Origin of the sequence: Actinoplanes sp. SE50/110, from assembly GCF_900119315.1 — a bacterium.
GTDB lineage: Bacteria > Actinomycetota > Actinomycetes > Mycobacteriales > Micromonosporaceae > Actinoplanes.
On the sequence record NZ_LT827010.1, the window covers coordinates 3,179,665 to 3,192,836 of the forward strand.

Annotated in this window: 13 protein-coding genes; 6 read left to right on the forward strand and 7 right to left on the reverse strand. The window is 72.3% G+C overall.

Going from position 1 to position 13,172, the window contains the following annotated elements; genetic code table 11:
* The first annotated feature begins 19 nt into the window (after nucleotides 1-19).
* Nucleotides 20-514, forward strand: a complete 495-nt coding sequence (locus tag ACSP50_RS14095; protein WP_014689729.1) for a TspO/MBR family protein — start codon at nucleotides 20-22, stop codon at nucleotides 512-514.
* Here ACSP50_RS14095 and ACSP50_RS14100 read toward each other — a convergent pair.
* On the reverse strand, nucleotides 495-2,000 hold the full coding sequence (locus tag ACSP50_RS14100; protein WP_014689728.1) for a cellulase family glycosylhydrolase: 1,506 nt from the start codon (nucleotides 1,998-2,000) through the stop codon (nucleotides 495-497). The genes ACSP50_RS14095 and ACSP50_RS14100 overlap by 20 nt on opposite strands.
* An 821-nt stretch (nucleotides 2,001-2,821) precedes the next feature.
* Nucleotides 2,822-3,871: an alanine racemase gene (locus tag ACSP50_RS14105; RefSeq protein WP_014689727.1), complete on the reverse strand. Its 1,050-nt coding sequence runs from the start codon at nucleotides 3,869-3,871 to the stop codon at nucleotides 2,822-2,824.
* A 163-nt stretch (nucleotides 3,872-4,034) separates the two neighbouring features.
* Here ACSP50_RS14105 and ACSP50_RS14110 point away from each other — a divergent pair, with 163 nt between their 5' ends.
* A complete protein-coding gene (locus ACSP50_RS14110) occupies nucleotides 4,035-4,457 on the forward strand; it encodes an Hsp20/alpha crystallin family protein (protein ID WP_231956931.1) in 423 nt (140 codons plus the stop codon).
* Here ACSP50_RS14110 and ACSP50_RS14115 read toward each other — a convergent pair.
* The 3 genes from ACSP50_RS14115 to ACSP50_RS14125 all read right to left on the reverse strand — a co-directional run bounded on the left by ACSP50_RS14115 (nucleotide 4,452) and on the right by ACSP50_RS14125 (nucleotide 7,489).
* Complete coding sequence (locus ACSP50_RS14115) at nucleotides 4,452-6,062, reverse strand: ABC-F family ATP-binding cassette domain-containing protein (RefSeq protein ID WP_014689725.1); 1,611 nt, start codon at nucleotides 6,060-6,062, stop codon at nucleotides 4,452-4,454. The genes ACSP50_RS14110 and ACSP50_RS14115 overlap by 6 nt on opposite strands.
* 205 nt (nucleotides 6,063-6,267) lie before the next feature.
* The gene (locus tag ACSP50_RS14120) at nucleotides 6,268-6,531 is read right to left on the reverse strand and encodes a dioxygenase (protein WP_014689724.1); all 264 of its coding nucleotides are present in this window, start codon (nucleotides 6,529-6,531) and stop codon (nucleotides 6,268-6,270) included.
* Nucleotides 6,532-6,541: 10 nt separating this feature from the next.
* A complete protein-coding gene (locus ACSP50_RS14125; RefSeq protein WP_014689723.1) occupies nucleotides 6,542-7,489 on the reverse strand; it encodes a LysR substrate-binding domain-containing protein in 948 nt (315 codons plus the stop codon).
* 71 nt (nucleotides 7,490-7,560) lie between these two features.
* On the opposite strand from ACSP50_RS14125, the gene ACSP50_RS14130 reads away from it, so the two are divergent.
* From ACSP50_RS14130 to ACSP50_RS14145, 4 genes are read left to right on the forward strand one after another with little or no spacing between them, the layout of a single operon-like run.
* A complete protein-coding gene (locus ACSP50_RS14130) occupies nucleotides 7,561-8,736 on the forward strand; it encodes a thiolase family protein (protein WP_014689722.1) in 1,176 nt (391 codons plus the stop codon).
* Complete coding sequence (locus ACSP50_RS14135; RefSeq protein ID WP_014689721.1) at nucleotides 8,733-9,392, forward strand: 3-oxoacid CoA-transferase subunit A; 660 nt, start codon at nucleotides 8,733-8,735, stop codon at nucleotides 9,390-9,392. The genes ACSP50_RS14130 and ACSP50_RS14135 overlap by 4 nt, the downstream gene beginning before the upstream one ends.
* Nucleotides 9,389-10,033, forward strand: coding sequence for a 3-oxoacid CoA-transferase subunit B (locus ACSP50_RS14140; protein WP_014689720.1), 645 nt, complete (start codon nucleotides 9,389-9,391; stop codon nucleotides 10,031-10,033). Before ACSP50_RS14135 ends, ACSP50_RS14140 begins: the two co-directional genes overlap by 4 nt.
* A gap of 21 nt (nucleotides 10,034-10,054) precedes the next feature.
* Nucleotides 10,055-10,984, forward strand: coding sequence for a TIGR03619 family F420-dependent LLM class oxidoreductase (locus ACSP50_RS14145; protein ID WP_014689719.1), 930 nt, complete (start codon nucleotides 10,055-10,057; stop codon nucleotides 10,982-10,984).
* Between the two features lie 304 nt (nucleotides 10,985-11,288).
* On the opposite strand, the gene ACSP50_RS14150 is transcribed toward ACSP50_RS14145, so the two are convergent.
* Together ACSP50_RS14150 and ACSP50_RS14155 are read right to left on the reverse strand one after the other, a co-directional pair.
* On the reverse strand, nucleotides 11,289-12,308 hold the full coding sequence (locus ACSP50_RS14150; protein ID WP_014689718.1) for a branched-chain amino acid ABC transporter permease: 1,020 nt from the start codon (nucleotides 12,306-12,308) through the stop codon (nucleotides 11,289-11,291).
* Nucleotides 12,305-13,171, reverse strand: a complete 867-nt coding sequence (locus ACSP50_RS14155; RefSeq protein ID WP_014689717.1) for a branched-chain amino acid ABC transporter permease — start codon at nucleotides 13,169-13,171, stop codon at nucleotides 12,305-12,307. Before ACSP50_RS14155 ends, ACSP50_RS14150 begins: the two co-directional genes overlap by 4 nt.
* Nucleotide 13,172 lies beyond the last annotated feature (1 nt).

Here is a 13,172-nt window from a genome sequence, read left to right on the forward strand (position 1 = left end):
CTTCGGGTAAACCAGGCTCATGACTGTTCCGACTTGGGTGAAGACGGCGGCCGGGGTGGTGGCCGCGGCCGGCGCCGGAGTACTGGCCACCGATCCGGATTCGCGGTGGTACCGGAGGCTGCGCAAACCTTCCTGGCAGCCGCCCCCGGCGGCGTTCCCGGCCGTGTGGACCCCGCTGTACGCGCTGATCGCCGTGGCCGGGGCCCGCGCGATCGACCGGGCGGAAGGGTCGGAGCAGGCGGATCTGGTCCGGGCGTACGCCGTCAATCTGGGGCTCAACGCGGCCTGGAGCGGCTTGTTCTTCGGCGCGAAGCGGCCGAAGGCGGCGCTCGCCGAGATCCTCGCCCTGAACGTGTCCAACGTCGTACTGCTGCGTCGGGCGGCCCGGGCGGACCGGCTGGCCGGTGCCGCCCTGGCCCCCTACGTGGTCTGGACGATGTTCGCGACCGCCCTGAACACGGCGATCGTACGGCTGAACGGAAACGGCTCCGGTGTCAGGACACGGTCAGGTTGACGTCGTCGAACCAGGCCGCGCCGGCGTTGTCCCCGGACTTGAGGTGCAGCTGCAGCGCGGCGGCGTCCGGCGGGGCGATCGCGCCGACGCTCAGCCGGGTCCAGTCGGTGGTGCCCGGCGGCAGCCGCAGCGAGCGGTCCTGGCTGATCCACCGGCCCTGGGCGTCGAACCAGCTCAGGGCGATCTCGGTGGTGCCGGTCAGGTCGAGCCCCTTGGCCCAGGCCGAGGCCGACCAGGTCTGCCCGCCGTGCACCGGGGTGAGCGGTGAGATCCGCAGCGAGGGCAGCCCGCGCGGGTCCCGCCCGGTGCCGGAGAACCGCACCGAGTAGATCCCGTCGTGCGCCGTCTCGTCGGTCTGCGTCGCCACCCCGGCGCCCGGCAGGTTGTCCTGCCACGGCGAGTCGTCGCTGTCGCGTTCGAAGCTCATGTCCAGCAGGTCGTCGCCGGGCGTCGTGCCGCTCCACGCGTCGCGCACCACCGCGGCCGCCGGCTTTGCCGTGCCGTCGGCCCGGAACAGGCCGAACCGGTACTGCGCCGGCTGTGCGGAAACCTGTGAGCCGGCCGGTATCGCCCCCGGGGCGAAATCGGTCAGCGTCCACGGTGCCACCGAACCCACGCCGGCCTCGGCGGCGGCCCGGAACACCCGGGCCAGATAGACGGCCTGCGCACCCTGGCTGCTGCCGGCGGTGCTCAGCCCGGTCTCGCCGATCACCATCGGATCCGGCGCGACCATCTCCTGTGCCCGCCGGATCTCGGTCAGCGCCTGCTCAGACGGCCCGTAGTAGTGGAAGTCCCAGTAGTTCAGCATGTCGTCGCCGAGCACGTCCTTGAGCCGGGCCAGCCCGGACGGGCCGGCGTGCCCGTCGACCGACACGGTCAGCGGCATCGACGGCGCGAACTCGCGGATCGCCGGGATCACCCGCCGTGCCCAGCCGATCGCCTCCGCGTCATCCGGTGACATCTCGTTCTTCACCTCGACCGCGATCACCCGCGGGTCGTCCACATACGGCGCCAGGACCGCGTTCGCCCAGGTAACGCTGCCATTGACACTGCTGTACCGGGACCACCAATCGAACAGCGTCAACTTCACGGTGAGGCGGTGGAGGCCGGCCAGGTTGATGATGTCGCTGAGCTCGGCCAGGTAGTCGGGGTCCGGCTGCGGGAAGCCGAACACCTTCGGGAACACCACGAGCCGCACGGTGGTCCCGCCCAGTGCCGCGATCCGCTCCAGGTCACTGTCCACCTGAATCGGGTCGAAACGGGTCCACATCGCGGTCCAGCCGGCCGCGGACGGATAGTAGTTCATCGTTTTCGCGGTGCGCACCGCGTCCAGCCGGCTTCCCAGCGTCGGCATATCAGGATCGGTCACGGATGCTCCCGGGTTGCCGTCCTGACCGGCGTCGGCCAGCGCCGGCGCCGCTGGAACCAAGGCGCCGACGGTCAGGAGGCAGGACAGGGCGAGTGCGCGAATGCGGTCACTGCTCATGGGGGGACGGCGTCCTTTCACGTCATCGGTAGTGCGATGTCCGTTTCGACCGGGACGCCGGTACGCCGAGTTCAGAGCGGTTGCCGTCCGGCGTCAATCAGGTTCACAAGACGATTGCGGCGGTACGCCGTGAAGCCCCCGCCCGGGCCGACCAGTGGTAGTCGCCCGGTGCGGCCCCGGCGGCGATCACCACGGACGCCGAGCTCACAGCCGCGCTGCGGGACTCATACCGTGACCCCGGGTCCACGCAGATCCCGCAGAACAGCGGCGCCAGGGGTCACCTGAAGGTGCCGGCGCTGTTCGCCTCGACCATCTCCGACTTCGTCGACAATCAATCTGACGGCGATGGGCGAGGCGCCGGGCGGTGCTTCGCCCCTTTGAAGCTCGCCAACAGTTGAGCCGATTCCCTGGTCATCGTGTCGTCGATCCCCCGCGTCCGCTCGAAGTGCTTGTTCACGCGTTCCAGAATTTCGATGGACTCGTCGATGCGGCCGAGGTGGGCATATGTGATGGCCAGCGTCGATAGGCAGTGCGGCGGAGAGCAGGATCCCGAGTGCGGCCTCGACGGCCCGTTCCGCGGTGCCGTCCGACGTGGATGCCTCCCGAATGACCGCTTGGACCAGCCGGTGCACCGTCAGGCCCCCAGCGGCCCCGGAGAACCCGGGGCCGTGGTCGACAGTGGTCGGGGGTGTTGCCCTTCTCCACCCGGTCGACCCGGCGCCGAGGGCGTCGCCCGGCTGCCGGCCGGGGCCGCCGCCGAAGTGGGGCGACCCCGGGAGCAGGGGACGGACACCGGTCCGACCCCGGCCCCGAGTACGGGATCAGGTGTTGGCGCCCCGGGCGGCCACCCGCCACCGGTCGATCAGCTCGCCGCCGGACGTCACGACCAGCTCGTCGGCCAGGTTGACCGTGGCGCAGACGTGGTTCGGGACGACCCAGAGCCGGTCGCCGAGTCCGGGAAGCGGGGAGTCGCCGGGGAAGAGCACCGTGGCGTGGTGCTCGGAGAGGGCGGTGATCCGGGCCTGCGGGTGGCCGAGGAGCCGGCCGCCGCCGGTGGCCCAGGCCTGCTGGTCGGCGCCGAGCACCTTGCTGCCGGCGTCCAGGATGATCCGGCGCCCGGAGCGACTGACCACGGTGGATTCCACGGTCAGGGCCACTTCGTCCCAGCCGCAGGTGCCGAGTTCGACCTGCTGGGCGTCACCGAACACGTACACCCCGGGGCGCATCTCGGTGAGCGGTCCGGCGCCGGTCAGCGCCGCGGTCGGGGTGGAGCCGCCGCTGCGGACGCCGGCGTCCAGCCCGGCGGCCGCCACCGCGGCGGCCGCCTCGGTCAGCGCGTCCGCCTCGTCCCACACGGCCGCCGCCATCCGGCCCGGCCCGTAGGCGTGCCCGGGGAAGGTGAACACTCCGCGGACCGTCAGCCCGGCCCGGTCGGCGGCCGCCGCGATCTCCCCGGCCGAGCCGGGTGCGACACCGCTGCGGTGATGCCCGCTGTCGACCTCCACCAGGACTTCCAGCCCGGGCACCGCGCGGCCGAGGGCCGCCGCGCTCTCCGCCGAGTCGACGCCGATCCGCAGCGCCACCCGGGCGGCGAGCGCGCGCAGCCGGTCGGCGCGCTGCCCGGATGGCCAGATCGGATAAGCGATGAACAGGTCGTCCGCCCCGCCGTCGGCGAAGATCTCGGCCTCGCTGACGGTGGCCACGGTGAGGCCGTCGGCGCCGAGCTCGAGCTGGCGGCGGGCGATCTCGACACACTTGTGGGTCTTGGCGTGCGGGCGCAGCGGCAGCCCGCGACCGGCCATCGCGCGCAGGTTGCGGTCGAGGATCTCGGCGTCGACGGCGACGTACGGGGTGGGTGGATCGGCGGGCAAGACGACCTCCAAAAAAATGTGGCGAAGGGGTTGGCACTCTCTCCGTGGCAGTGCTAAAAAATTATCTGTCGCTGCTGGTCAGCGACCTCGGCAGATCCGATCTACAGCCGAGCGCCACGTGTCCGCCGGAGAGTCCGGCGGGCAGTCAAGAGGAGGTGTCGTGGTGCTGACTTTCGATCCCTTCCGGGAGTTCGACCGGATGATGGGCGCCGGTGCCGCCGGTCTGGCGATGCCGATCGACCTGTACCGCTCCGGTGACCACTTCATCCTGCACTGCGACCTGGCCGGCATCGACCCGGGCTCGGTCCAGGTGGACGTCGACCGGCGGGTGCTGACCATCCGCGCCGAGCGGTCCGCGCGCACCGACGACGACGTGCAGTGGGTGCGCCGGGAGCGCCCGACCGGCACCTTCGAGCGACGGATCACCCTCGGTGACGGCCTGGCCCTCGACCAGATCAGCGCGACCTGGCAGGACGGCGTGCTCACGCTGACCATCCCGGTCGCCGAGGCGGCCAAGCCGCGCCGCATCCCGATCAGCACCGGCGACCGGCACGAGTCGCCGGCACCGGCCCTGACCGAGTCATAGTTCCGCGAGCCGCCCGCCGTCGAGTCGCAACCGGCGGGTGATGCCGATCTCGTCGAGGAAGCGTTCGTCGTGGCTGACCACGACGAACGCTCCCCGATAGGCACTGAGCGCGGCCTCCAGCTGCCCGACGCTGTCCAGGTCGAGATTGTTGGTCGGCTCGTCGAGCAGGAGCAGCTGCGGCGCCGGTTCGGCGAAGAGCACGCACGCAAGCGTGGCCCGCAGCCGCTCGCCGCCGCTCAGCGCCCGGACCGGCAGGTGCGCCCGGGCACCCCGGAACAGGAAGCGGGCCAGCAGGTTCATCCGGTCGGCGTCGGGCAGCGCCGGGGCCCACGCGGCCAGGTTCTCCGCGACGGTGCGATCCTGATCGAGCAGGTCCAGGCGCTGCGACAGATACGCCACCCGGCCGTCGGCCCGGGTCAGCTCGCCGGCATCCGGCCGCTGATCACCGGTGAGGACACGCATCAGGGTGGACTTGCCGGCGCCGTTCGGGCCGATCAGCGCGATCCGTTCCGGGCCGCGGATGTCCAGATCGACGCCGGGCGCGGCGAACACCGGCACCCCGTCGTACGCCACCTGCAGATTTTCGCCGTGGAAGACGGTGCGCCCGGCCGGGACGGTGGTGTCCGGCAACTCCACGACGATCCTGTCGTCCTGCTTCGCCGCGCGCGACGCCTGGTCGAGACGGGCCCTGGCGTCGCCGACCCGGTTCGCGTGCGTCTCGTTCGCCTTCGCCGCCGACACCTGCGCATCCCGTTTCAGGCCACCGGCCACGATCCGGGCCAGCCCGGCGTCGCCCAGGGTGCGCGCCGCGGTCGACGCGCGCCGCGCGGCCCGCTCCCGGGCCTGCTGCATCTCGCGTTTCTGCCGTTTGAGGTCCTGCTCGGCAGTGCGGACCTGGCGCTCGGCGACCTCCCGTTCGGATCGGACGGCCGCGGAGTACGCGGTGAAGTCCCCGCCATACCACCGGATCTCACCGTGGTCGAGGGCCGCGATCCGGTCCATCCCGTCGAGCAGCGCCCGGTCGTGACTGACCACCAGCAGCGTGCCGGACCAGCCGCGCAGCACCGCGGTGAGGCGGTCCCGGGCCGGGCCGTCCAGATTGTTGGTCGGCTCGTCGAGCAGCAGCACGTCGGGCCGTTTCAGCAGCTGGGCGGCGAGCCCGAGGGAGACCACCTGGCCGCCGCTGAGGGTGGCCAGCCGCCGGCCCAGCCCGATCCCGCCGAGCCCGAGCCGGTCCAGCTCGGCGCGGGTGCGCTCCTCGATGTCCCAGTCGGTACCGACGGTGGTGAAATGCTCCTCGGCGGCATCGCCGGCCTCGATGGCGTGCAGCGCGGCCAGGATCCGGTCGACCCCGAGCACCTCGGCGACGCTCCGCTCCGCGGCGAACGGCAGATGCTGCGGCAGATAGCCGAGCACGCCGTCGACCACGACGCTGCCGCCGGTCGGTCGCAGCTCGCCGCTGATCAGCCGCAACAGGGTGCTCTTGCCGGATCCGTTCGCCGCCACCAGACCGGTGCGCCCGGGCGGCACCGCGAGGGTCAGATCGTCGAAGACCGGGGTGTCATCCGGCCAGGAAAAGGACAGATTGGTGCACGTCAAGGACATGAAAGGACCTCAGGGGGTACGAAGGGGTCACGCTGATCACGACATGGGGGAGCGGGGTGTCACCCCGAGATGTCGTCATCCGCTGACACGACTGCTCCGTTCCTCGACCGGCACCGAGCTTAGCTCGCCCCGACCGCGGCCTCATCCGCATAATGTCCGCGGGCGGCGGTCGCGGCACGGCGTACCCACATGATCGCCGTGGTCCTCATGCTTCTCGATCATCGAAGCGGAGGGTCGGCGGCCGGAGCCAGCACGATGTCGAAGCGGACCCGGCTCCACGGGCGATCACCGAGGTCGCGGCCGTCCGGAAGGCGATCGCGGCGCGCCACTCGTCCTCGGTCAGCCGCACGTCGCGGACGAAGGCGTGCAGGTGCCGGGTGAGCGACCGCATCACCTCGCGCAGCCGCGGGTCGGGAGTGTCCGCGAAGGACGCCACCACCCGGTCGGTCAACTCCTGCTCGGCGTCCATACCCCGGACCTTAACGCCATCCGATCCCGGTGCACCGGGTCACGATCTCGGCGACCTGCCGCACCGCGGGGGAGGTCTCCCCGGAACGGGTGGCCAGGGCCAGGTCGATGGTCGGCGCCTGATCCAGCGGAAGGTAGACGACGCCCTCCAGGGCCAGGCTGCGGACCGCCTCCGGGACGAGGGCGACGCCGAGGCCCGCCGCGACGAAGACGACCAGGGTGGCGGTCTCGCCGACCTCCATGATCGAGGACGGGCGGAAGCCGGCGGCGGCGCAGGCGGTGAGGACGTGCTCGTGCATGGACGAGCGGTGGCCGGAGAAGTGCATGACGAAGGGGTCGGGGGCGAGGTCGGACAGGTGGATGCGGGGCTGGTCGGCAAGGTCGTGCCAGTCGGGGAGGACGGCGACCAGCCGTTCGGTGCGCAGCACCCGGATGTCGGCGCCCGGGGATTCCGTGCGCGGCGTGGTCGGGTTGTCCGGGCGCGTTTCCGTGCGCGGCGTGGTCAGGCTGTCCGGGCGCAGGACGATGAGGTCGTAGGTGCCGTCCAGCAGACCGTCGAGCAGTGCCGGGCTGAGCAGCTCGCCGTGCAGCTCCAGGCGGACCTCCGGGAGCAGACGGCGGACCTCCCGGGCGGCCAGCGGCAGCAGCTCGTACGTCGCGGTGCCGATGAAGCCGACCGACACCCGTCCGGCCTGGCCGGAGGCGACCATCGCCATGTCGGTGGCGGCCCGGTCGACCGACCCCAGCACGGTCCGGGCGTGCTCGGCGAAGCGCAGCCCGGCCTCGGTCAGCTCGACCCGCCGGGTGGTGCGGCTGACCAGCTCCACCCCGAACTCCCGCTCCAGCTGCTTGACCTGCTGGGACAGGGCCGGCTGGGCGATGTGCAGGCGCTCGGCGGCCCGGCCGAAGTGCCGCTCCTCGGCGAGCGCGGCGAAGGAGCGCAGGTGCCGGAGTTCCATGCATTCAGGTTATCAATCGTGCGTGATTCAGTATTGGCCTCAATCGGTGCGGGCGGCCTAGGTTGAGAGGCATGAACTCCGCCTACCTGTACGCCGCGGCCCGGACCCCGTTCGGCCGGTTCGGCGGCGCCCTCGCCGACGCCCGTCCCGACGATCTCGCCGCGGCCGCCCTGAGCGGCGTGCTGGCCAAGGCCCCCGGCCTGGACCCGGCCGGGATCGGCGACGTGGTGTGGGGTTGTGCGAACCAGGCCGGCGAGGACAACCGTAACGTCGGCCGGATGGCCGTGCTCCTCGCCGGCCTGCCCGTCTCGGTGCCGGCCACCACGGTCAACCGGCTGTGCGGCTCCTCGCTGGACGCCGCGATCATCGCCTCCCGGACCATCGAGTCCGGCGACGCCGACGTCGTGGTGGCCGGCGGCGCCGAATCGATGACCCGGGCCCCCTGGGTGCTGCCCAAACCGTCCAGAGCGTTCCCGGCGGGCAACGTGACCGCGGTGTCCACCACGCTCGGCTGGCGGCTGATCAACGAGCGGATGCCCCAGGAGTGGACCATCTCGCTGGGCGAGTGCAACGAGCAGCTGGGCGACAAGTTCGGCATCTCCCGCGAGCGGCAGGACGAGTTCGCGGCCCGCTCGCACCGCCTGGCCGACGCCGCCTGGGCCGCCGGCTTCTACGACGACCTGGTCGTCCCGCACCCCGCTCTCACCCGCGACGAGGGCATCCGGCCCGGCTCGTCGGCGGCCACCCTCGCCGGGCTCAAGCCGTCGTTCCGGCCGGACGGCACGATCACCGCGGGCAACGCGTCGCCGCTCAACGACGGCGCCTCGGCCGTGCTGCTCGGCTCCCGGTCCGCGGCCGACCGGATCGGCGTCGCCCCGATCGCCCGGATCGCCGGCCGCGGCGTCTCCGCGATCGAGCCGACCCTGTTCGGCTTCGCCCCGGTCGAGGCGGCCGACCGGGCGCTCGCCCGGGCCGGCATCACCTGGGCCGACGTCACCGCGGTCGAGCTCAACGAGGCGTTCGCGGTGCAGTCGCTGGCCTGCGTCGACGCCTGGGGTGTCGACCCAGAGATCGTCAACGCCAAGGGCGGTGCGATCGCCATCGGTCACCCGCTCGGCGCCTCCGGCGGCCGGATCCTGGGTACGCTCGCCGCCCGCCTGCGCGAGTCCGGCGGCCGCTACGGCGTGGCGGCCATCTGCATCGGCGTCGGCCAGGCCCTCGCCGTCGTCCTGGAGAACGTCGCGTGACCGCCCGGATCGTCGCGACCGCCGCCGAAGCGGTCGCCGGCATCGCGGACGGCTCCACCGTGCTGATCGGCGGGTTCGGGATGGCCGGCATGCCGGTGCACCTGATCGACGCGCTGATCGAGCAGGGCGCCACCGACCTCACCGTGGTCTCCAACAACGCCGGCAACGGCGACACCGGGCTGGCCGCGCTGCTGGCCAAGGGCCGGGTCCGCAAGATGATCTGCTCGTTCCCGCGGCAGTCCGACTCGTGGGTGTTCGACGGGCTCTACCGGGCCGGCAGAATCGAGCTCGAGGTGGTGCCGCAGGGCAACCTCGCCGAGCGGATGCGGGCGGCCGGCGCCGGGATCGGGGCGTTCTACTGCCCGACCGGGGTCGGTACCCCGCTCGCCGAGGGCAAGGAGACCCGGGAGATCGACGGCCGGACCCACGTCCTGGAGTTCCCGATCAAGGGGGATGTCGCGCTGATCGGGGCGTACCGCTCCGACCGGATGGGCAACCTGGTGTACCGCAAGACCGCCCGCAACTTCGGGCCGGTGATGGCGACCGCGGCGACACTGGTCATCGCCCAGGTCCGCGAGGTGGTCGACACCGGGCGGCTCGACCCGGAAGTGATCGTGACCCCGAGCATCTACGTCGACCGGGTGGTGGCGGTATGAGTCTCGACAAGCACGAGATGGCCGCCCTGGTCGCCCGCGACATCGAGCCCGGCTCGTTCGTCAACCTGGGTATCGGGCAGCCCACCCTGGTCGCCGACCACCTGCCCCCCGAGGCGGGCGTGGTGCTGCACACCGAGAACGGGATGCTCAACATGGGCCCGGCCGCCACCGGCGACCGGATCGACCCGGAGCTCACCAACGCCGGCAAGGTACCGGTGACCGAGCTGCCCGGCTCGGCGTATTTCCACCACGCGGACTCGTTCGCGATGATGCGCGGCGGGCACCTCGACGTCTGCGTGCTCGGCGCGTTCCAAGTGTCGGCCCGCGGCGACCTGGCGAACTGGCACACCGGCGAGGCCGACGCGATCCCGGCGGTCGGCGGGGCGATGGATCTCGCGGTCGGGGCGAAAAGCGTCTACGTGATGATGACGCTGTTCGCCAAGGACGCAAGCCCGAAACTGGTGCCCGACTGCACGTACCCGTTGACCGGGCTGGCCTGTGTCGACCGGGTCTACACCGATCTGGCCACCTTCGCGATCACCCCGGCCGGTGTGGTCGTCCGGGAGACCTTCGGGATCACCTTCGACGAGCTGGCCGGTCGGCTGACGATTCCGTTGCTCAGGATGTCCTCATCGGAGTGAGCTCCGGTTACGCTGCTGATCATGCGGCTGGGCGTGAACCTTCCACAGACCGACCGGTACGACCTGGCGCGGGACGTGACCGTGTTCGCCCGGGCCGCGGAGGAGATCGGCTACGACAGCCTGTGGGCGTATGAGCGGATCCTCGCCCCGGTCGACACCAGCGGGCCGCACGGGCTCTACGGGGTGCCCGACCTGCCGTGGCCGCCGAGCTACTCGCACACCACCGACGCACTGGTCACCTTGAGTCTCGCGGCCGCCGTGACCAGCCGGGTCGAGCTCGGCACCAGCGTGCTCGTGCCCGGGTTGCACCTGCCGTTCCGGCTGGCCCGCAGCATCGCCGCGCTCGACACGGCATCCGGCGGACGGGTCATCGCCGGGCTCGGCAGCGGCTGGTCGATCGACGAGTTCGCGGCTACCGCACCCCGGCCGATCGAGGAGCGCGGGGCGGCGCTCGACGAATTCCTCGACATCGCGGCCGCGGTGTGGGGGCCCGACCCGGTGTCGTACGCGACCGACCGGTACCGGCTCGCGCCGAGCCGGGTCAACCCGAAACCGGCGCGGCGGGTGCCGATCTACCTGGCCGGCGGCAACCGGACCGCCCTCAGCCGGATCGCCCGCCGCGGCGACGGGTGGCTGCCCACCGGGGTGCCGCCACAGCAGGTCGGGCGGATCCTGGGTGAACTGCGGGCCGAGGCGGCGGCCGGTGGGCGTGATCCGGAGTCGCTGACCTGCATCTTCCAGCTCGGGGTGCGCGGGCTCGCCGAGGCGCCGGACGAGGGGCGCCAGCCGTACACGGGCAGCCTGCGCCAGATCGTCACGGACATCGCGGCCCTGGAGGAGGCCGGAGTGGATCATGTCTTGGTGACGCTGGCTTCGGTCGCCGGTGACCTCAAGGAACTGATCGCCCTCGCCGAGACCCTGCACCGCGAGGCGCGCGCCGCCGGCCTCTGACCACGCCGGCCCATCCGCCGCGGCTCAGCGGGTTCGCGGTCGCGGTCACGCCGGCGGCGGAGAGGTGTCCGATGACGGCGTTCCCGCTGGCCGATCCGGCGAAGGCGCCGTGGACCGGGACGACGATCGGCTCGGACATGATCGGCTCCTGCGGTAGGCGGTGGGATCGTTCCCGCTTCTCCGGCAGTTTCTCCGGGAGAGCGCCCCGGGCGGACCCGGGAGGATCACTGGTCCCCCCGGGCAGACCCGGGAGGATCACTGGTCCCCCCGGGGGCCTGGCCCGCTTCCGTGGAACGCCTCGGCCTCAGGGGGTGGGGAGCGCCTCCCGGCGGCGGACCGCCCGCCGCAGCGGTTCCAGGCGGGCGCGCAACCCGGCCAGCCCGCCCGGCACGAAGTAGACGGCCAGGATGAACAGGATGCCGAGCACGAACAGCGGCTCACCGAGTGGCCCGGGCAGCCGCCCGCCCAGCCGGGCCAGACGCTGGTCGAGGTACGCGTACAGGATGCCGCCGGCGAGCGCGCCCCATCTCGTCCCCGCTCCGCCGAGCACCGCCATCACGATCAGCGTCAGGGTGAGGTCGCAGGACGCCACGTGTGGCGACGCACCCGCCGTGACCAGGGCGTACACCACCCCGCCCAGGCCCGCCAGTGCACCCGCGACAACGAAGGCGACAAGCTTGACCCGGTACGGGTCGAGCCCGACCACCGCGATCCGGCGCTCGTCGTCGCGCAGCCCGGTCAGCGTCCGTCCCAGCGGTGCCCGATCGATGGCGTGCACCACCAGGACGACCACGATCAGGGACGCCAGCGCCAGCCAGTACAGGTTGACCGTGTTGCTCACCCCGACCAGCCGGTCCGGCAGTCCCGCCGTCCGCATCGGCAGACCCTCCTCGCCGCCGGTCAGCCCACCCGGATCCCGGTTGACCAGGATGTGGCCCACCTCGGCGAAGGCCAGCGTCACCATGGAGAAGGCGATGCCGGAGGTACGCAGCGCCACCGAGCCGAGCAGCCCGGCGAGCACCGCCGCGGCCGCCACGGTCACCGCCGCCGCGCCCCACAGCGACCAGCCGTAGTGGCCGATCAGGATGTCGACGCCGTACGCGCCGGCCGCGATGAAGAGGGCGTGGCCGAACGACAGCAGCCCGGCCCGGCCGAACAGCAGGTCGTAGCCGAGCGCCAGCCCGCCGAAGACCAGGCAGACGGCGAGCAGCTGCAGCGTGCCGGGGGAGTTGAGCGGCCCCTCGAAGAGGCCGGGCAGCGAGATCGCCGAGTACGGCAGTGCCGCGGCGAGCAGTAGCAGGACGAGCGGAACGTATCTCTTCACGCGGCCACCGCCGTCCCGGCGATCCCGGCCGGGCGGATCAGCAACACGATGGCGAGCAGGGCCACCACGCTGACGTCGCCGGCCCCGGCCGCGCCGTAGTAGTTCACGAACTGCTGGAGCAGGCCGACCCCGACCGCGGCGACCGCCGAACCGTTGATCGAGCCGAGGCCGCCGATCACCACCACGATGAACGCGAAGATCAGCAGCGAGGCGCCCTGGCCGGGGGAGACCGCGGTGAAGTACATCCCGCCGAGGATCCCGGCCAGCCCGGCGAGCGCCCCGCCGATCGCGAAGACCAGGGTGAACGCGATGCGCACGTCGATGCCGAGGGCCCGGACCATGGCCCGGTTCTCGACGCCGGCCCGGATGATCAGCCCGTACCGGGTGTACCGGAGGAACATGGTGAGCGCGATCACGACCAGCACGGCCGCGCCGATCAGCAGGAACCGGTCGTTCGGCACGGTCGCGCCGAGCACCCCGGTGACGTGCGCGGCCCACGCCGGGCGGGGGAACACCCGGGCGTCGGCGCCCCACACCGACTGCAACAGCGCCACCCCGGCCAGCGACAGGCCGGCGGTGACCAGCACCTGCTCGGTGTGCCGGGTGTAGAGCGGCCGGATCATCAGCAGCTCGACCAGGGCCCCGGTGGCGGCGGCCACGGCGATGCCGAAGACCACCGCGGCCGGCAGCCCCCAGTGCGGGGCGGCCCACCAGGTGGCGTACGCGCCGGCCGACAGGAACAGGCCGTGCGCGAAGTTCAGGACCCCGGCCAGGCCGAAGACCAGGGACAGACCGGAGGCGATCAGGAAGTACAGGGCCGCGAGACCGAGCCCGGTCAGGGTCAGCAGGACCACGGTGGACATG